Below are 17,802 nucleotides of genomic sequence, written 5' to 3' on the forward strand. Positions count from 1 at the left end.
GCGCCGCTCCCCGCTCCCGCCACCGCCCCTCATGTCGTGACAAAGGGGAACCTCCGTCCGTTGTGACAGGGTGGGTACAGGCCCGCACCGGCGACGGGCCGGGACGGTGAGGTGCACGGGGCGTGGTCAGCGCGCGGTGGCGGCGGGTCGCCAGTCAGATCGGGCGGAGCATCGCCGTGTGGGCGGTCTCCACCCTCACCATGCTCGTCCTCGCCGGCATCCTGCCCGACTTCCAGCTCCGCTCCGCCGACGGCGACAGCGCGACCGACATCGCCGTCACCGCCGCGCTCGGCGCCGGGGTCTTCGGTCTCCTGTCGGCCCTGGTGTGGCCGCTGCTCGTGCGGCTCCTGCTCCTCGTGCCCGCCCTGGTCCTCGGTCTGCTCGTCTTCTTCCTCAACGGCGCCCTCCTCCTCGTCGCGCTGCGCCTGAACCCCGCCGAGCAGGGCGGCGCCACCTGGGAGACCGCCGTCGTGGTCGCCGCCGTGATGTCCGCCGTCGCCTCCGCGACCGGCGGCGCGCTCGCCGTCCGCGACGACGACGCCTACCGGCGGCGCCTGTACCGGCTCGCCGACCGCCGCCGCAGACGCGACCCGGCCGCGCCGTCCACGCCGGGCACGCTCTTCCTCCAGCTCGACGGCGTCGGCCACGACGTCCTGCGGGCCGCCGTCGGCAAGGGACTCATGCCGACCGTGGCCCGCTGGCTCGACGGCGGCACCCACCGCCTCACCCCCTGGCGCACCGACTGGTCCAGCCAGACCGGTGCCAGCCAGCTCGGCATCCTGCACGGCAGCAACGAGGACGTGCCCGCCTTCCGCTGGTACGAGAAGGACACCCGCGAGGTGATGGTCTGCAACCGTCCGACCAGCGCCGCCGAACTCCAGCGGCGTGCCGTCGAACGCACCGGCGACGGCGGGCTCCTGAGCGCCGACGGCGCCAGCCGCGGCAACCTCTTCAGCGGCGGCGCCGGCGAACAGGCCCTCGTGCTGTCCATCGCGACCCGGCGGCGCAGCCGCGAGACCCGCTCCCGCTCGGGCTACTTCGCCTACTTCTCCGACCCGGCCAACGCCGTGCGCACCGCCCTGTCGTTCTTCGCCGAGATCGGACGGGAGATCGGCCAGTCCACCCGGACCCGCGTGCGGCGCGTCCGCCCGCGCATCGGACGCGGCGGCCTCTACCCCTTCGTCCGGGCCTTCGCGACCGTCGTCGAACGGGACGTCGTGGTCGCCTCGGTCATGGGCGACCTGCTCGCCGGCCGCACCGCCGTCTACGCCGACCTCGTCGCCTACGACGAGGTCGCCCACCACTCCGGCCCCGCGAGCCGTGACGTCGAGCAGGTCCTCCAGCGGCTGGACCGCGCCCTCGCGCTGATCGAGAAGGCCGCCGACCACGCCCCGCGCCCGTACCGGATCGTCGTCCTGTCCGACCACGGCCAGAGCCCCGGCGAGACCTTCCGCACCCGCTACGGCCTCTCGCTGGGCGACCTGGTGCGCGCCGGATGCGGGCTGCCCGTGCCGCGCAGGGCCCGCCGCACCCACAGCGGCGCCGAGGCCCGCGCCGCCGTCCGCGCCGCGCTGCGCCGCCCCGTCGAGGAGAAGGCGCCCACCGGACGCCGCTCCGAGCCGATCGTCCTCGCCTCCGGCAACCTCGGCCTGGTCTCCTTCCCGGACGTCCCCCACCGGATGACCAAGGAGGAGATCGACGCCCGCCACCCCGCGCTGCTGAGCACCCTCGCCAACCACCCCGGCATCGGCTTCCTCCTGGTGCGCAGCGAACGGCACGGCGGGGTGGTGCTCGGCCCGTTCGGCACGGAGATCCCGCTCGGTGAACTCGACGCCCGTCCGGGGCCGTTGGCGGTCTTCGGACCCGGCGCCGCCGACGCCGTACGCCGCACGCACGGGTTCCCGCACACCGCCGACATCATGGTCAACTCCTGGTACGACCCCGAGGAGGGCGAAGTCCTCGCCTTCGAGGAGCAGATCGGCTCCCACGGCGGTCTCGGCGGGGCGCAGGGGCGGCCGTTCCTGCTGTCGCCGCTCGCGCTGTCCGCGCCGGTCGACGGCGACGGGGAACTCGTCGGCGCCGAACAGGTCCACCGGGTCCTGCGCCGCTGGCTGCGGGAAACCGACGGCCCCCAGGTGCCGTTGACGGAGCCGCAGGACGAGCCGCGCGCCGCCTAGGGCCGGAATGTGATCGGATGGGTGTCACGGAACCCGGCAACGGGCCCCCTCCTGAAAGGAAGAACCGTGGCTACCACGCGCTCCGCTCACACCGTCTGGGAAGGCAACCTGCTCGAGGGCAGCGGTGTCGTCAACTTCGACTCCTCCGGCGCCATCACGGCGCAGCCGGTCACGTGGGCTTCGCGTTCCCAGGACGCGAACGGCAGGACCAGCCCCGAAGAGCTGATCGCCGCCGCGCACTCCAGCTGCTTCTCCATGGCGCTGTCGCACGCCCTGAACGGCGCCGGCACCCCGCCCACCAAGCTCGTCACCTCGGCCGACGTCAACTTCCAGCCCGGTGAGGGCATCACCGGCATCCACCTGACCGTCGAGGGCACCGTTCCCGGCATCGACAACGACGCGTTCGTCGCCGCCGCCGAGGACGCCAAGAAGAACTGCCCGGTCAGCCAGGCGCTGACGGGTACGACGATCACGCTGTCGGCGAAGCTCGCGTAACACCTCGCGCGGGGGCGCCGCGGCCGGTCTCGCTCCGGCCGCGGCGCCTTCGTGTTCCGGTGCGCCGTTCCCGCGCCCCCGACGGACCGCGGACCACCGTCCCATTGACAACAGCCCACTCAAGTTTTGTGCTGGAGTCCGGGATGCGCCCTGGCGGAAGGGGACAGCGATGGGACGTGCGGTCGGGATCGATCTGGGGACCACGAACTCGGTGGTGGCCGTGCTGGAGGGGGGCGACGCCACCGTCGTCGCCAACGCGGAGGGCGGCAGGACGACACCGTCCGTGGTGGCCTTCGCGAAGAACGGTGAGGTACTGGTCGGGGAGGTCGCCAAGCGGCAGGCCGTGACGAACGTCGAGCGGACGGCCCGTTCCGTGAAACGGCACATGGGCGACGGGGCCTGGCGGTTCCCGGAGCAGGGCGCGGTCGACGGGACCCGGTACCGCGCGCAGGAACTGTCCGCGCGGGTGCTCCAGAAGCTCAAGCGGGACGCCGAGGCATATCTCGGCGAGGACGTCACGGACGCGGTGATCACCGTCCCGGCGTACTTCGACGACGCCCAGCGCCAGGCGACCAAGGAGGCCGGCGAGATCGCGGGCCTGAAGGTGCTGCGGATCGTCAACGAGCCGACCGCCGCCGCCCTCGCCTACGGCCTGGACCGGGGCGAGGAGCAGACGGTGCTCGTCTTCGACCTCGGCGGCGGCACCTTCGACGTCTCCCTGCTGGAGATCGGCGACGGCGTCATCGAGGTCAAGGCGACCAACGGCGACACGCGTCTGGGCGGCGACGACTGGGACCAGCGGGTCGTCGAGTATCTGGTGAAGAGGTTCAGGGGGCACAGCGGCATCGACCTCGGCAGCGACAAGATGGCCCTGCAACGGCTGCGCGAGGGCGCCGAGAAGGCCAAGATCGAGCTGTCCAGCTCCTCCGAGACGACGATCAACCTGCCCTACATCACCGCCTCCGCCGAAGGCCCGCTGCACCTCGACGAGAAGCTGACGCGCGCCCAGTTCCAGGAGCTCACCGCCGATCTGCTCGACCGCTGCAAGAACCCCTTCCACCAGGCGGTCAAGGACGCCGGCGTGAAGCTCTCCGCGGTGGACCACGTCATCCTCGTCGGCGGCTCGACCCGGATGCCCGCCGTCACCGACCTGGTGAAGGAACTCACCGGCAAGGAACCGCACAAGGGCGTCAACCCGGACGAGGTCGTCGCGCTCGGCGCGGTCCTCCAGGCCGGGGTGATCCGCGGTGACGTGAAGGACATCCTGCTCCTCGACGTCACCCCGCTGTCCCTGGGCATCGAGACCAAGGGCGGCATCATGACCAGGCTCATCGAGCGCAACACCACGATTCCCACCCGGCGTTCGGAGATCTTCACCACCGCCGCCGACAACCAGCCCTCGGTCGGCATCCAGGTCTACCAGGGCGAACGGGAGATCGCCGCCTACAACAAGAAGCTCGGCGTCTTCGACCTCACCGGACTGCCGCCCGCCCCGCGCGGCGTCCCGCAGATCGAGGTCGCCTTCGACATCGACGCCAACGGGATCATGCACGTCTTCGCCAAGGACCTGGCGACCGGGCGCGAGCAGAAGATGACCGTCACCGGCGGCTCCGCCCTGGCCAAGGACGACATCGACCGCATGATGCGGGAGGCCGAACAGTACGCGGAGGAGGACCGCAGGCGCCGCGAGGCCGCCGAGACCCGCAACCACGCCGAGCAACTCGTCTACCAGACCGAGAAGTTCATCCGCGACAACGAGGAGCGCGTCCCCGCCGACACCAGGCCGGAGGTGGAGGCGGCGATCGCCGAGCTGACGTCACTGCTGGAGCACGACGCCGACACGAACGCCCTGCGCACCGGCATCGACCGGCTCACCGCCGTCAGCCAGCGGATGGGCCAGGCCATGTACGCCCGGGCCCAGGAGGAACCCTCCGACACCCCGCCCGAACAGCACACCACGCCCCCCGAGGAGGAGGGCGTGGTGGACGCGGAGATCGTCGACGAGGACCGCGACCACAAGGGCGGCGCGGCCTGAACCGCTAGGAGCCCGTGCGTTCCCAGCCCCGTCGTTCCGGGCGCGGGCCCAGGCTCTCGGGGTCACGTGCCCGGTAGACGACGTAGGGGCGGAAGAGGTACTGGACCGGTGCGCTGAACATGTGGACCAGTCGGCTGTACGGCACGAACGCGATGAGCGCCATCCCGATCACCGCGTGGACCTGGTAGAGCACCGGCACGCCCTGCATGCGGTCGATGTCCGGCTGGAGGACGAACAGGCTGCGGGCCCAGGGGGCGATCGACTCACGGTAGTCGTAGCCGTCGCCGGAGGCGTGCGTCAGCTTGGCGATCATGCCCATCGCGATCGCCGCGAGCAGCACCAGGTACATGACCTTGTCGTTGACGGTGGTCGCCCGGAAGACGGGTGCCTTCGTCCGCCGCCGGTAGACGAGCAGCACGATCCCGGTGACCGTGAGCACCCCGGCCGCGGTGCCGCCGTACAGCGAGAACAGGTGGTACGTGTGCTCGCTGACGCCGAGCGCGTTCGTCCAGGACGTCGGGACGAACAGGCCGACGACATGGCCGGCCAGGACGAACAGGATGCCGTAGTGGAAGGCCGGTGAGGCGATGTTGAGCAGCTTCGACTCGTAGACCTGGGAGGAGCGGGTCGTCCAGCCGAACTTGTCGTAGCGGTGGCGCCAGAGGAGACCGGCGACGAGGAGGGCGAGGGCGACGTACGGCAGGACGCCCCACAGGAGCGTGGTCATGAGCGCACTCCGGTGTGTGCGGTGGGCAGGGTGGCGCAGACGGCGTCCAGCACGGACGCGTACGGCGTACCGAAGTCGGTGAGGCGGGAGCGCAACTGGTCCAGCCCGGCACGGTGTTCGGTGAGCAGGCCGGTGTCGCCGGTGCGGGCCGTGAACTCCAGCACCGCGGGCAGGAAGTCGGGCAGCTCCTCGCCGGTGAACTCCAGCCCGGCCGCCCGGTAGACGTCCTTGAAACGCACCAGCGACATCCCGCGCCGCCGGGTGTCCCCGTCCTGCCACCAGCTCAGGTACAGGCTGTGCCGGTTCTTGAAGTCGAAGACCCGCACATAGTGCTCGGCCAGCTCCCGCGGCGCGGTCACCGCGGCGTGGTCCACGAACTCCCGCAGCTGCGGGGCCGCTTCGCGCAGCAGCGGCAGCCGGGCGCGGAAGTCGTCGTCGGGATAGGTCAGGCAGAGCGCGGCGGCCTGGTACAGCACGGCGTACGAAGGCATCAGACCTCCTCGGCGTCGGCGGGGTCGTCGGAGGTCTGGCGGCGGCGCAGTCCGTGGAAGTTCTCCACGGACACCACCGGGAGCAGCTTGCGCCCGGAGTCCTGGCCGAACGGACCGTCGCCGCCCATGCCGGGACCGCCGTCGTACTCCAGGCTGCATCCGTCGGGCAGCGCCGACTCCTCCAGGCGGCGCGCGTCACCGACGGCCGCCGTCGGAATGACGTACCGGTCCTCGTACTTGGCGATCGCCAGCAGCCGGTACATGTCCTCGATCTCCCCGGCCGACATGCCGACGGCCTCGCCGGTCCGCGGGTCGGGTTCCTCGCCCAGGTTGATCGCCCGCATGTGGGCCCGCATCGCGGCAAGCTTCTCCAGACAGGCCCGCACCGGCGCGGTGTCGCCCGCGGTGAAGAGCTCCGCGAGGTACTCCAGCGGGATGCGGAGGGTGTCGATCGCGGCGAACAGGTTGTCCGCGTCCTCACCGTCGTGCCCGGTCTCCGACAGGGCCTCCACGACCGGCGACAGCGGCGGGATGTACCAGACCATCGGCATGGTCCGGTACTCCGGATGCAGCGGGAGGGCCACCTTGTACGTGCTGATGAGGGCCCGCACGGGGGAGCGGCGGGCGGCCTCGATCCAGTCGTGCGCGATGCCCGCCTCCTCGGCGGCGCGCCGCACGGCGGGGTCCTCGGGGTTGAGGAAGACCCCCAACTGGGCCTCGTACAGGGCCTTCTCGTCCCGCACGGAGGCGGCCTCGGTGACCTTGTCGGCGTCGTACAGCACGACCCCGAGATAGCGCAGCCGGCCCACGCAGGTCTCCGAACAGACCGTCGGCAGCCCGACCTCGACGCGCGGATAGCACATCGTGCACTTCTCGGCCTTGCCGGTGCGGTGGTTGAAGTACACCTTCTTGTACGGGCAGCCCGTCACGCACATCCGCCAGCCCCGGCACTGGTCCTGGTCGACCAGGACGATGCCGTCCTCCGCCCGCTTGTACATCGCCCCGGAGGGACAGGAGGCCACGCAGGACGGGTTGAGACAGTGCTCGCAGATCCGCGGGAGATAGAACATGAAGGTCTGCTCGAACTCGAACCTGACCTTGTCCGAGGCCTGTTGGCGCGTGCGTTCGACCATCGGGTCGAGGTCGCCGTAGGCGGGGGCGCCCGCGAGGTTGTCGTCCCAGTTCGACGACCACTCGATCTTCATCGGCTTTCCGTCGAGCTGCGACACCGGGCGGGCGACCGGGTAGTCGTCGCCGAGCGGGGCGTCGGTGAGGTTCTTGTAGTCGTACGTCCAGGGCTCGTAGTAGTCCTTGATCTCCGGCAGCTTCGGGTTGGAGAAGATGCCGAGGAGCTTGTGGAACCGGCCGCCCGCCTTCAGCTTGAGGGCGCCCCGCTTGTTCAGCTCCCAGCCGCCGCGCCACTTGTCCTGGTCCTCGTAGCGGCGCGGATAGCCCTGGCCGGGTCGGGTCTCGACGTTGTTGAACCAGACGTACTCCATGCCCTGGCGGTTGGTCCACGCCTGCTTGCAGGTGACCGAGCAGGTGTGGCAGCCGATGCACTTGTCGAGGTTCATGACCATCGCGATCTGGGCCATGCAGCGTCCGATGGTGACTTCGTCACGGGGCATGTCAGTACTCGACCTCCTGGCTGCGGCGGCGGATGACCGTCACCTCGTCGCGCTGGTTGCCCGTGGGGCCCAGGTAGTTGAAGGCCCAGGAGAGCTGGGCGTAGCCGCCGATCAGATGGGACGGCTTGAGGATGAGACGGGTCAGCGAGTTGTGGATGCCGCCGCGTTTCCCGGTGGCCTCCGCCTTGGGCACGTTGACCGTGCGTTCCTGCGCGTGGTGCATGTAGACCGTGCCGGCCGGCATGCGGTGCGAGACGACCGCGCGGGCCACGACCACGCCGTTGCGGTTGACGGCCTCGATCCAGTCGTCGTCCCGCACCCCGATCGCGTCGGCGTCCTGCGGGGACATCCAGATGCTCTGGCCGCCCCGGGAGAGCGCCAGCATGAACAGGTTGTCCTGGTACTCGGAGTGGATGGACCACTTGTTGTGCGGGGTGAGGTAGCGGACCGTCACCTCCTTCTCCCCGTCGGGGCCGAGCCGCGGTTCGCCGAAGAGCCTGTTCATGTCCAGCGGCGGCCGGTAGATCGGCAGCGCCTCGCCCAGCTCGTGCATCCAGTCGTGGTCGAGGAAGAAGTGCTGGCGCCCGGTGAGGGTGTGCCAGGGCTTGAGATGCTCGGTGTTGAGCGTGAACGCCGTGTACCGCCGCCCGCCCGACTCGCTGCCCGACCACTCCGGTGAGGTGATGACCGGGACCGGCGCCGCCTGTGTGTCCGCGTAGGTGACGCGTCTGCCCTCGTGCTCGGCGGCCAGGTGCGCCATCTCCTGCCCGGTGCGCTCCTGGAGCGTGCGGAAACCCTGCGTGGCGAGGCGGCCGTTGGTGGTCCCGGACAGGGCGAGGATGGTGTTGGCCGCCTTGACCGCCGTGTCGAGCAGGGGGCGGCCCGCGGTGGGGCCCTCGCGGACCACGCCGTTCAGCTCGCCCAGGTGCCCGATCTCCTCGTCGGGCCTGAGCGCGATGCCCTTCGCGGGCAGGCCCAGCCGCTCCACCAGCGGCCCCAGCGCCCGGAACCTCGCGCCGATCGCCGTGTAGTCGCGCTCCACGACGGTCAGGTTCGGCATGGTGCGGCCCGGCACCGGATCGCAGTCGCCGCGCTTCCAGTCCAGGACCACACCGCCGGGCTGGGCCGTCTCGCCCGGGGTGTCGTGCTGGAGCGGTGTCGCCACCAGGTCCTGGCGCACGCCCAGGTGCACGACGGCCATCTCGCTGAGCCGGTCGGCGAGCGCCTTGAAGGTGTCGAAGTCGGTGCGGGCCTGCCAGGGCGGGTCCACGGCCGGGGTGAACGAGTGCACGTAGGGGTGCATGTCGGTGGACGACAGGTCGTGCTTCTCGTACCAGGTCGCGGCGGGCAGCACCACGTCCGACAGCAGGGTCGAGGAGGTCTGCCGGAAGTCCAGCGACAGCAGCAGGTCGAGCTTGCCCTCGGGCGCCTCGTCCCGCCAGGTCACGTCCCGGGGCCGCTCGCCGGGTTCGGCCTCCTGGGCACTGAGCGAGGACTGGGTGCCCAGCAGATGCCGGGTGAAGTACTCGGCGCCCTTCGCCGAGGAGCCGAGGAGGTTCGCCCGCCACAGGGTCAGCACCCGGGGCCAGTTCTCCGGGGCGTCCGGGTCATCGCACGCGAACTTCAGTGTCCCGGAGCGGAGTTCGGCGACCGCCTTCGCCACCGGGTCGCCGAAGGCCGCGCCCAGCTCCAGCGGGCTGCGGTCGAAGGTCGGGTACGACGGCATCCAGCCCGTGCGCGCCGACAGGGCGAGACAGTCGGCGCCCGTCATGCCCTCGAAGCGGCCCTCGCCGAGCGGGGAGGCCATCACGTCGGCGGTGAAGCGGTCGTAGCGCCACTGGTCGGTGTTGAGGAACCAGTACGCCGTGCCGATCATCTGCCGGGGCGGCCGGGACCAGTCGGACGCGGCGGCGAGCGTCGCCCAGCCGGTGGCCGGGCGGCACTTCTCCTGGCCGACGTAGTGCGCCCAGCCGCCGCCGTTCCTGCCCTGGCAGCCGGTCAGCTGGAGCAGCGCGAGGAAGGCGCGGTAGATCGTCTCGGAGTGGAACCAGTGGTTGGTGCCCGCGCCCATCAGGATCATGCAGCGGCCCTTGGACCGCTCTGCGGTGCGCGCGAACTCCCGGGCGATCTTGACGCACTTGGCGGCCGGGACGGAGGTGTGCACCTCCTGCCAGGCGGGCGTGCCGGGCTGCCCGGCGTCCTCGTAGGAGGCGGGCCAGGAACCCGGCAGGCCCTCGCGCCCCACCCCGTACTGCGCCAGCAGCAGGTCGAAGACCGTCGTCACCAGCGGGCCGTCCGGGCCGCCCAGCCGGGTCGCGGGCACACCCCGCCGCACCACCTCGCCGCGGCCCTGGCCGTGCTCGCCGCCCTCGGTGTCGAAGCGGGGCAGCAGCACCTCGACAGGGCTCGCGACGTCCTGGCCGTGCAGGGTCAACGTCGGCTCGATCGCCCCGAGTTCGAGGTTCCAGCGGCCCTTGCCCGACTCGGTCCAGCGGAAGCCCAGCGAGCCGTTGGGGACGACCGCGCGCCCGCTCGCCGCGTCCAGCACGACCGTCTTCCACTCCGCGCCCTCGCCCTCCTGGCCGAGATCGCCGGCGCGCAGGAACTTCGCCGGCACCAGAGCGCCGTTCTTCTCGGTGAGGGTCACCAGGAAGGGCAGATCGGTGAACTTCTTCACGTAGTCCGTGAAGAACGGGGTCTCCCGGTCGACGAAGAACTCCTTGAGGACGACATGGCCCATGGCCAGGGCGAGGGCGCCGTCCGTGCCCGGGTGCGGGTGCAGCCACTCGTCGGCGAACTTGGCGTTGTCTGCGTAGTCCGGGGCGACCACCACGACCTTCTGGCCCCGGTAGCGGGCCTCCGCCATCCAGTGCGCGTCCGGGGTGCGGGTCACCGGGACGTTGGAGCCCCACATCATCAGATACGCGGCGTCCCACCAGTCGCCGGACTCCGGGACGTCCGTCTGGTCGCCGAAGACCTGCGGGGAGGCGACGGGAAGGTCGGCGTACCAGTCGTAGAACGACAGCATGGGCGCGCCGATGAGGGAGTGGAAGCGGGCGCCCGCCGCGTGCGACACCATCGACATCGCCGGGATCGGGGAGAAGCCGGCGATCCGGTCCGGGCCGTACGTCCTGATCGTGTGGACGTGCGCGGCGGCGACGATCTCCACGGCCTCGTCCCAGGTCGCGCGGACCAGGCCGCCCTTGCCGCGGGCCTGCTGGTAGCGGCGCCGGCGCTCGGGGTCGTCCTGGATGTCCGCCCAGGCCAGGACCGGGTCACCGAGCCGGCCGAGGGCCTCGCGGTACAGGTCGAGGAGGACACCGCGGACGTACGGGTAGCGCACCCGGGTGGGGGAGTACGTGTACCAGGAGAACGCGGCGCCCCGGGGGCAGCCGCGCGGCTCGTACTCGGGGCGGTCCGGGCCGACCGAGGGATAGTCGGTCTGCTGGGTCTCCCACGTGATGATGCCGTCCTTGACGTACACCTTCCAGCGGCAGGAGCCCGTGCAGTTCACCCCGTGCGTGGAGTTCACGACCTTGTCGTGGCTCCAGCGGTCCCGGTAGAAGGCGTCCGCCTCCCGGCCGCCCGTCAGCCCGATGCTGTGCAGGTCGGGTGCCGCTGTGCCGGGCCGGAAGAACCTGCCGGCCTTCAGCAGCGCCGCACCCGGCTCGGTGGGCGGTGTCTGGGTGTCGGTCACATGCGCTCCCTTGCTGGCCCCTGCTCCCGAAGCTAGGGGCGGTGCGGGGAGCGCACCCGTTCACGGCACCCGTACGGGTCAGACCTTGCGGGCCACGCCCGCGTACACCGGCACGATGCCCTCGGTCTGCGCCTCGACGTCGACGGGCTCCGGGCGCCAGCCCGTCACCGGGATCACGCCCGGGCCGAGGAGCTCCAGACCGTCGAAGAACCGCGAGAACTCGGGCAGCGAGCGCGGATAGAACGGTGTGCCGCCCGCCCGGAAGTGCTCCGCGGCCTTCGCGATGGCCTCCGGGCTCAGATCCGGGGTGACCTGGGACAGGATCAGGAAGCTGCCCGGGGCCAGCTCGGCGACGTACCGGCCGAGCAGCCCGTACACGTCGTCGCCGTCCGGGTCCTCGTTGAGATAGTGGGTGAGCGCCACCAGGGACAGCGCGACCGGCTTCGAGAAGTCCAGGGTCCCGGCGGCCAGCCGCAGGATCGTGTCGGGGTCGCGGACGTCGGCGTGCACGTAGTCCGTGGCGCCCTCGGCGGAGCTGTGCAGCAGCGCCTGCGCGTGCCGCAGCACGACCGGGTCGTTGTCCGCGTACACGACCCGCGCGTCCGGGGCGACCTCCTGGGCCACCTGGTGCAGGTTCGGCTCGGTCGGGATGCCGGTGCCTATGTCCAGGAACTGGCGCAGCCCGGCCTGCGCGGCCGTGCGCACCGCGCGGTGCATGAACCGGCGGTTGGAGCGCGCGCCGCGCACCACGGTGCCGTCCGTGGCGAGGATCCGGCGGGCCAGCTCCTCGTCCACCGGGTAGTTGTCCTTGCCGCCCAGCCACCAGTCGTACACCCGGGCCGGATGCGGCCGGCTGGTGTCGACGGTGGTGGGCGCGCCCTCGGATGCCGTCATGCGGTGTCAGCTCCTCGTTCCTCAAGTGGGTGCGCTCGATGGGGAGTTGCGGGCAGATGGCGAAAGGGCGCCGGGGGCCTCAGAAGTCGGCCCGGCGCTCCCGCAGCAACTGCTTGGTGCGCTCGGCCGACGCGGCGCGAGCCGTCATGTGGTCGAGGACCTCCAGATGCGCGGAGACCTCCCGGCGGGAGTCCAGGTACAGGGCCCCGGTCAGATACTCGGTGAACGCCATGTCGGGCAGCTCGGGTTCGGCGAAACGGAAGAGCGAGAACGGCGCGTACGTCCCCGGGTGCGGGCCGTCCGCGAACTCGGCGATCTGGAGTGTGACCCGGTCGCGCTCGCCGAACTCCAGGAGTTTGTCGATCTGTTCACGCATCACCCCGGCCTCGCGGGTGACCGGCCGGGCCAGCACCGTCTCGTCCATGATGACCCACAGGTGGGGTGGATCGGGGCGCTCCAGCAGCTCCTGGCGGGTCATGCGCAGCGACACGTGCCGCTCGATCGCGTCCGCGCCGTCCTGCCCGATCGTGCCCGCCTCCATGACCGCGCGCGCGTATCCCTCGGTCTGGAGCAGGCCGGGTACGAAGTGCGGCTCGTAGGAGCGGATGATGCGGGCCGCGCCCTCCAGGCTCACGTACAGGCTGAACCAGTCCGGCAGCACGTCGTGGAACCGCTGCCACCAGCCCGGCTGGTTGGCCTCCTCGGCGAGCGAGACGAACGCGTCCGCCTCCTCGTCGGGCACCCCGTAGGTCGACAGCAGCATCTGTACGTACGGGATCTTCAGCGCGACCTCGGCCATCTCCATGCGCCGCACGGTCGCCGGGGCCACGCGCAGGACCTTCGCGGCCTCCTCGCGTTTGAGCCCGGCCGCCTCCCGCAACTCCTGAAGCCGCTTGCCGAGCACCACCTGACCCACGGTGGGCGCAGGACGCCGCTCACTCACGCCACGCCTCCCCTACGCGCCGAAGTATCCGGGGCAGTGTGTCATGTTCCGCAGCCTGTCTCATCCGGTTGCGGGTGACGCGCACGCCACGCGGGACGTAGCGGTGCCCGGCGAATCAGGCATGTCCGCATTACCTCGCGGGTAATCGACCCGGCCGGACGGGTGCGGGATCGTCGGGGCACCGGGTTCCGGGGCGGCGCACTCCGTCCCGGGGTCCGGGTCCGTCCCCGACTCCGCTTCCGCCCCGACCCGTCGGAGGGTGATCTTCCATGTCGACCAGCCCGCAGCCCGTCCACCCGCGGCCCGCCGCCGTGTTGTCGGCCCTCGTCCGCACCGGCGACCCGGGCCGCGCGCTGCGCCGTCTCCTCGCCCTGGACGCGGTGGTCACCGGCGCCAACGGGATCGCCTACCTCGCCGCCTCCGGCCCGCTCGGACGCCTCCTCGGCGCCGGCTCCGCGCTGCTGCTCGCCCTCGGCGCGTTCCTCACCGTGTACGCCGCCGGTGTGGGCCTGCTCGCGTCCCGGGCCCGCCCGGCCGCGCCACCGGTACGCCTGGTCGTCGAGGCCAACCTCCTCTGGGCGACGCTCAGTTGCGTGGCGCTCGCCCTGTGGCTGACACCGACCACCGCGGGCGCCGTGTGGACGGTCCTCCAGGCGGTCGCCGTCGCCGCCTTCGCCGCCGCGCAGCACCTGAGCCTGAGGGCACGTCAGGACATGAGCGTCTGAAGGTACTTGACCGTCGCCGGGTCGGCCGGGAGGAACGTCTCGATGGCCAGCTCGGCGACCGTCACGTCCATCGGTGTGTTGAAGGTGGACACCGACGACACGAACGACAGCACCCGGCCCTCGTGCTCCACGCGCATCGGCAGGGCGAAGTACGGGGCGTCGCCGAGCGGCTCACCGTCCTCGCGCCCGTCGTCGGCCACCGGGTACCCGGCGACCTCCTCGTACAGCGCGCGCAGCGGCTCCGAGCGGTGCAGGGCCGACTGCCGTTCCAACTGGGCCAGCAGATGGCCGCGCCACTCGCGCAGATTGCGGATGCGCGGCGCCAGACCCCGCGGGTGCAGGGTCAGCCGCATCGCGTTCACGGGGGGTGCGAGCAGGGACGCGTCGACGCCGTCGAGGAGCATCAGGATGCCCCGGTTGGCCGCGACCACGTCGTACCGCGCGTCCATCACCAGGGCCGGATAGGGCTCGTAGCCCTGGATGAGCCGCTCCAGGCCCGCCCGCAGGGCGTCCAGCGCCGGGTCCTCCAGCGGGGTCTGCCGGTAGCGCGGGGCGTAACCGGCCGCCAGCAGCAGGGCGTTGCGCTCCCGGACCGGCACCTCCAGGTGCTCCGCCAGCCGCAGCACCATCTCCTCGCTCGGCCGGGACCGGCCGGTCTCGACGAAGCTGATGTGCCGGGCGGAGGAGCCGGCGCGCAGCGCCAGCTCCAGCTGGCTCACCCGGCGCCGCTCCCGCCAGGCCCGCAGGAGGGGGCCGACGCCGGGATCGGTGCGCGAGGAGGTGGTCATACGAGGACGGTAGACGGTGGACGGCGGGCCGGGGCGCGGGGGAGGCGGATCCCCCGCGCCGGCCGGCCTCGGGAAACCCCTCTGACCAGGGCCTCGGCGTCCGCTCTGTGGCAGGCTGGGAGGAACCCCAGCTCAGCAGAGTCCGGCTCAGGAAGGAGCGACGCCATGCCCGTCGTACCGCTGTCGCAGCAGGAGATCGAGGACCGTCTCGCGGAACTGCCGGGCTGGACGCTCGACGGCGACCGCATCCGCCGCTCCTACCGGCTGGCCTCGCACTTCGCGGCCACCGCGCTGGTCGTCCACATCGCCCAGGTCCAGGAGGAGCTGGACCACCACTCCGACCTCGTCCTCGGCTACGACACCGTCTCCCTGAGCGTGAACACGCACAGCGCGGGCGGCGCGGTCACCGAGAAGGACGTCGAGCTCGCCCGGCGGGTGGAGGCGCTCGCCCCCGGCCACGGGGCGCAGTGACGGCGTGCTGGACTACGACAAGGAGGCCCGCGTCTACGACGCCAGCCGGGGCGGCGAACCCCGCGCCGCCGCTGCCGCCGACGCGGTGCTCGGCCTGATCCCCGAGAGCGCCCACCGCACCCCCGGGCGGCCCGGCCGGCTCCTCGACGTGGCCTGCGGCACGGGCATCGTCACCCGCAGACTCGCGGGGGCCCGGCCCGCGCTCCGGGTCACCGGCGCCGACCTGACGTACGGCATGGCCCGCAAGGCGGCCGGCCGGCTGCCGGGGGCGGTCGTGCTCGGCGACAGCCGCCGACTCCCCTTCCCCGACGGCGTGTTCGACGCGGTGACCAGCATCTGGCTGCTGCATCTCATCGACGGCGCCGACGACGTGGGCAGCATCGTCGCCGAGTGCGCCCGGGTGCTCGGACCCGGCGGCGTGTACGTCACCACCGTCGACAAGGCCGCGTCGCACGACGTCGGCAGCGACATCGACGCCGTCCTCGCCCCCCGCCCGCGCCGCTCGGCCCCGGACGCCGCGCACCGCGTGGAGGGGTGCGCGGCGGCGCAAGGGCTCGTCGCCGCCGGGCGGTCCGCCTTCACCGGCCTGGGGCAGGGCCGCAGCCCCCGCGGCACCGCCGCCGACCTGCGGCGCGGCTGGTTCACCCAGCTGCCGCCCGGCGAGCCGCGCACCGAGCGGTTCGCCGCCCGGCTGGAGACCCTGCCCGACCAGGACCGGCGGCGCGCCGACCCGGTGTTCCAGCTGCGCGCGTTCAGGAAGCCCGGCTGACCGCGACCCGGGTGAACTCCATGACCCAGTTGGTCAGCCAGGTCGCCCCGCCGTCGAGCGAGAACGCCTGCTCCCAGCGGGCCCCGTTCGCGAAGACACCGGACCACACGAACCGCACCCGCACCTCCTTGCCGTCGTAGGTGTCGTCGCCGTGGAACTCGCCGCGTCCGTCGGTGAAGCGGCCGAGGACGGGCGGGTACAGCGTCCCGGTCACGCTGGACGCCCAGTTCAGCGACCACTGCCCGGTCGCCCGCTCGAACAGGCGCAGGGTGGCGCCCTTCGCCGACAGATGAGGCATGTCGATCTCGTCGAGGTTCGCCGCCCCGTCGAACAGCGGCACACAGCGGCTGGTCGACCCGAACTCCTCCCAGGCGCTGTCCGGGTCGAGGAAGTCGGTGCGGCGGCGGTGGCGCACCTGCCAGTCGCCGTGGAGGAAGTCGAAGTCGCGCGGACCGCTCATGCCCGGCCCCCCGTCGTACCTTCGGGCAGAGAGTCCGCCAAGTAGGCCTCCAGGTCGGGGACTTCGGGTGCGAGGACGTGCCGTATCCAGGCGTCCCGCTCGTGCTGGATCGGCGGCAGCTCCCAGACGCAGCCGATCCACGGCAGGTCCGGCCGGACGAAGTGGACGGGGTCGGTGTCGGGGCAGCCCAGCACCGGCTGACCCGCGCAGGCGCCCCGGAAGTGCAGGACGTTGTCCCAGACCCAGCTGTACGCGTTGAGGTAGGCGCCGGTGTCCCCGCCCCGGTGCAGCACCACGAACGTCATGGGCGGGGTGCCGTCCGCCTCCGGCAGCAGCTCGGGGAGGATCGCGTACGCCGCCTTCTCCACCCCGGGATCGATGCCGGACGGGTCGGCGGTGACGTGGTAGCGCTTGATGTGCCGGCCGGCCAGCTCGATCGGGGGCGGCACGGTCAGCAGTTTCTCCTGGAAGGCCATGGGCGGGACGCTAGGCCCACTCCACTGACACCTTCTGTCAGTGGAGTCTGCGATGCTCACGGAATGAAGTCCGGTCGGCTGCTCTCGATCCTCCTGCTGCTCCAGACCCGGGGCCGGATGACCGCCGCCCAGCTCGCCGAGGAGCTGGAGGTCTCGGTGCGCACGGTCTACCGGGACGTGGACGCCCTGAGCGCCGCCGGTGTCCCGCTGTACGGCGACGCGGGGCACGCCGGCGGCTACCGCCTGCTCGACGGCTACCGCACCCGGCTGACCGGCCTGACCGCACCGGAGGCCGAGGCCCTGTTCCTCGCGGGCGCGCCCGGGCCCGCCGCCGAACTGGGGCTCGGGTCGGTCCTGGCGGCGGCCCGGCTCAAGGTGCGGGCCGCGCTGCCCGCGGAGCTGCGGGCCCACGCCGACCGGATCGGCGGACGCTTCCATCTGGACGCCCCGGGCTGGTACGCGTCGGCGGACGACGTGCCCTGTCTGCCGGCGGTCGCCGCCGCGGTCTGGAACAGCCGGGTCCTGCACGTCGTCTACCGCCGCTGGCGCGCGCCCACCGACGTGGAGCGCCGCCTGGAGCCGTACGGGCTGGTCCTGAAGGCGGGGCGCTGGTACGTCGTCGCGGGCCCGGGGCCGCGCACCTTCCGGGTCGACCAGATCCTCCGGCTCGACGCGACGGAGGAGGAGTTCGACCGGCCCGCCGACTTCGACCTGCCCGCGTACTGGACGGCGTACCAGCGCGACTTCCACGACCGGCTGTACCAGGGCGAGGCCGAGGTGCGGCTCGCCCCGGGCGTCTCGCTCGCGCGGGCGAGGTACGGCGAGGCGGAGCCCGACGGGTGGGTCACCGCGACCGTCCCTGTCGAGTCCGTCGAGCGCGCCGTTGGCGAGTTCCTGCGCCTGGGAGCCGGGATCGAGGTGCTTCGGCCGCCCGAGCTGCGCGAACGCATGGCCCGCACGGTGGCCGAACTGGCCGGAATGTACGGCAACCCGGGGGCGCGCGGCGGCGACTGAGAGAGCGGAACC

At 72.1% G+C, this 17,802-nt stretch carries 16 protein-coding genes; 7 read left to right on the plus strand and 9 right to left on the minus strand.

Going from position 1 to position 17,802, the window contains the following annotated elements; all coding sequences use genetic code 11:
* The first annotated feature begins 122 nt into the window (after positions 1-122).
* The 3 genes from ACIPSE_RS22485 to dnaK all read left to right on the plus strand — a co-directional run bounded on the left by ACIPSE_RS22485 (position 123) and on the right by dnaK (position 4,707).
* Positions 123-2,177 carry an alkaline phosphatase family protein gene (locus tag ACIPSE_RS22485; protein ID WP_401664936.1) on the plus strand — a complete coding sequence of 685 codons (2,055 nt, stop codon included), beginning with the start codon at positions 123-125 and terminating at the stop codon, positions 2,175-2,177.
* 66 nt (positions 2,178-2,243) lie between these two features.
* On the plus strand, positions 2,244-2,672 hold the full coding sequence (locus tag ACIPSE_RS22490) for an OsmC family protein (RefSeq protein ID WP_401664938.1): 429 nt from the start codon (positions 2,244-2,246) through the stop codon (positions 2,670-2,672).
* Positions 2,673-2,841: 169 nt separating this feature from the next.
* A complete protein-coding gene (dnaK, locus tag ACIPSE_RS22495) occupies positions 2,842-4,707 on the plus strand; it encodes a molecular chaperone DnaK (protein ID WP_401664939.1) in 1,866 nt (621 codons plus the stop codon).
* A gap of 4 nt (positions 4,708-4,711) precedes the next feature.
* Here the strand turns inward: dnaK and narI are convergent, their stop codons facing one another.
* The 6 genes from narI to ACIPSE_RS22525 form a co-directional block, all read right to left on the minus strand.
* Positions 4,712-5,434 (minus strand): respiratory nitrate reductase subunit gamma, encoded by a 723-nt coding sequence (gene narI / locus ACIPSE_RS22500; RefSeq protein WP_401664940.1) that lies wholly within the window; start codon positions 5,432-5,434, stop codon positions 4,712-4,714.
* Positions 5,431-5,925 (minus strand): nitrate reductase molybdenum cofactor assembly chaperone, encoded by a 495-nt coding sequence (narJ, locus tag ACIPSE_RS22505; RefSeq protein ID WP_401664941.1) that lies wholly within the window; start codon positions 5,923-5,925, stop codon positions 5,431-5,433. Before narJ ends, narI begins: the two co-directional genes overlap by 4 nt.
* A complete protein-coding gene (narH, locus tag ACIPSE_RS22510) occupies positions 5,925-7,553 on the minus strand; it encodes a nitrate reductase subunit beta (protein WP_401664942.1) in 1,629 nt (542 codons plus the stop codon). The genes narJ and narH overlap by 1 nt, the downstream gene beginning before the upstream one ends.
* 1 nt (position 7,554) lies before the next feature.
* The gene (locus tag ACIPSE_RS22515; RefSeq protein ID WP_401664944.1) at positions 7,555-11,250 is read right to left on the minus strand and encodes a nitrate reductase subunit alpha; all 3,696 of its coding nucleotides are present in this window, start codon (positions 11,248-11,250) and stop codon (positions 7,555-7,557) included.
* 78 nt (positions 11,251-11,328) lie between these two features.
* On the minus strand, positions 11,329-12,144 hold the full coding sequence (locus tag ACIPSE_RS22520) for an SAM-dependent methyltransferase (protein ID WP_401664945.1): 816 nt from the start codon (positions 12,142-12,144) through the stop codon (positions 11,329-11,331).
* A gap of 79 nt (positions 12,145-12,223) precedes the next feature.
* Positions 12,224-13,087 carry a helix-turn-helix domain-containing protein gene (locus ACIPSE_RS22525; protein WP_401664946.1) on the minus strand — a complete coding sequence of 288 codons (864 nt, stop codon included), beginning with the start codon at positions 13,085-13,087 and terminating at the stop codon, positions 12,224-12,226.
* Between the two features lie 269 nt (positions 13,088-13,356).
* Between ACIPSE_RS22525 and ACIPSE_RS22530 the strand changes: the two genes are divergently transcribed.
* The gene (locus tag ACIPSE_RS22530) at positions 13,357-13,812 is read left to right on the plus strand and encodes a hypothetical protein (RefSeq protein ID WP_401664948.1); all 456 of its coding nucleotides are present in this window, start codon (positions 13,357-13,359) and stop codon (positions 13,810-13,812) included.
* Here the strand turns inward: ACIPSE_RS22530 and ACIPSE_RS22535 are convergent.
* On the minus strand, positions 13,794-14,600 hold the full coding sequence (locus ACIPSE_RS22535) for a helix-turn-helix domain-containing protein (protein WP_401664950.1): 807 nt from the start codon (positions 14,598-14,600) through the stop codon (positions 13,794-13,796). The two genes, ACIPSE_RS22530 and ACIPSE_RS22535, sit on opposite strands and share 19 nt — an antisense overlap.
* Positions 14,601-14,765: 165 nt before the next feature.
* Between ACIPSE_RS22535 and ACIPSE_RS22540 the strand changes: the two genes are divergently transcribed.
* Positions 14,766-15,071: a 4a-hydroxytetrahydrobiopterin dehydratase gene (locus ACIPSE_RS22540; protein ID WP_401664951.1), complete on the plus strand. Its 306-nt coding sequence runs from the start codon at positions 14,766-14,768 to the stop codon at positions 15,069-15,071.
* 4 nt (positions 15,072-15,075) lie between these two features.
* Entirely contained in the window at positions 15,076-15,840 is a 765-nt protein-coding gene (locus ACIPSE_RS22545; protein ID WP_401664952.1) for a class I SAM-dependent methyltransferase, read from the plus strand.
* Here the strand turns inward: ACIPSE_RS22545 and ACIPSE_RS22550 are convergent.
* Both ACIPSE_RS22550 and ACIPSE_RS22555 read right to left on the minus strand, forming a co-directional pair.
* Positions 15,824-16,300 carry a hypothetical protein gene (locus ACIPSE_RS22550; RefSeq protein ID WP_401664953.1) on the minus strand — a complete coding sequence of 159 codons (477 nt, stop codon included), beginning with the start codon at positions 16,298-16,300 and terminating at the stop codon, positions 15,824-15,826. The genes ACIPSE_RS22545 and ACIPSE_RS22550 overlap by 17 nt on opposite strands.
* Positions 16,297-16,776 (minus strand): hypothetical protein, encoded by a 480-nt coding sequence (locus ACIPSE_RS22555; protein WP_401664955.1) that lies wholly within the window; start codon positions 16,774-16,776, stop codon positions 16,297-16,299. Before ACIPSE_RS22555 ends, ACIPSE_RS22550 begins: the two co-directional genes overlap by 4 nt.
* A gap of 63 nt (positions 16,777-16,839) precedes the next feature.
* Here ACIPSE_RS22555 and ACIPSE_RS22560 point away from each other — a divergent pair, with 63 nt between their 5' ends.
* A complete protein-coding gene (locus ACIPSE_RS22560) occupies positions 16,840-17,790 on the plus strand; it encodes a helix-turn-helix transcriptional regulator (protein ID WP_401664956.1) in 951 nt (316 codons plus the stop codon).
* Positions 17,791-17,802 lie beyond the last annotated feature (12 nt).

Source organism: Streptomyces sp. NPDC090106 (genome assembly GCF_044747265.1).
In the GTDB taxonomy this organism is placed as follows: Bacteria; Actinomycetota; Actinomycetes; order Streptomycetales; family Streptomycetaceae; genus Streptomyces.

Excerpts from the sequence above, each read along its gene's own strand:
- ACIPSE_RS22530 (WP_401664948.1), top strand. The coding sequence starts at position 13,357 with ATGTCGACCAGCCCGCAGCCCGTCCACCCGCGGCCCGCCGCCGTGTTG.
- ACIPSE_RS22555 (WP_401664955.1), bottom strand. The coding sequence starts at position 16,776 with ATGGCCTTCCAGGAGAAACTGCTGACCGTGCCGCCCCCGATCGAGCTG.
- ACIPSE_RS22560 (WP_401664956.1), top strand. The coding sequence starts at position 16,840 with ATGAAGTCCGGTCGGCTGCTCTCGATCCTCCTGCTGCTCCAGACCCGG.
- narI (WP_401664940.1), bottom strand. The coding sequence starts at position 5,434 with ATGACCACGCTCCTGTGGGGCGTCCTGCCGTACGTCGCCCTCGCCCTC.
- dnaK (WP_401664939.1), top strand. The coding sequence starts at position 2,842 with ATGGGACGTGCGGTCGGGATCGATCTGGGGACCACGAACTCGGTGGTG.
- narH (WP_401664942.1), bottom strand. The coding sequence starts at position 7,553 with ATGCCCCGTGACGAAGTCACCATCGGACGCTGCATGGCCCAGATCGCG.
- ACIPSE_RS22550 (WP_401664953.1), bottom strand. The coding sequence starts at position 16,300 with ATGAGCGGTCCGCGCGACTTCGACTTCCTCCACGGCGACTGGCAGGTG.
- narJ (WP_401664941.1), bottom strand. The coding sequence starts at position 5,925 with ATGCCTTCGTACGCCGTGCTGTACCAGGCCGCCGCGCTCTGCCTGACC.
- ACIPSE_RS22520 (WP_401664945.1), bottom strand. The coding sequence starts at position 12,144 with ATGACGGCATCCGAGGGCGCGCCCACCACCGTCGACACCAGCCGGCCG.
- ACIPSE_RS22535 (WP_401664950.1), bottom strand. The coding sequence starts at position 14,600 with ATGACCACCTCCTCGCGCACCGATCCCGGCGTCGGCCCCCTCCTGCGG.
- ACIPSE_RS22540 (WP_401664951.1), top strand. The coding sequence starts at position 14,766 with ATGCCCGTCGTACCGCTGTCGCAGCAGGAGATCGAGGACCGTCTCGCG.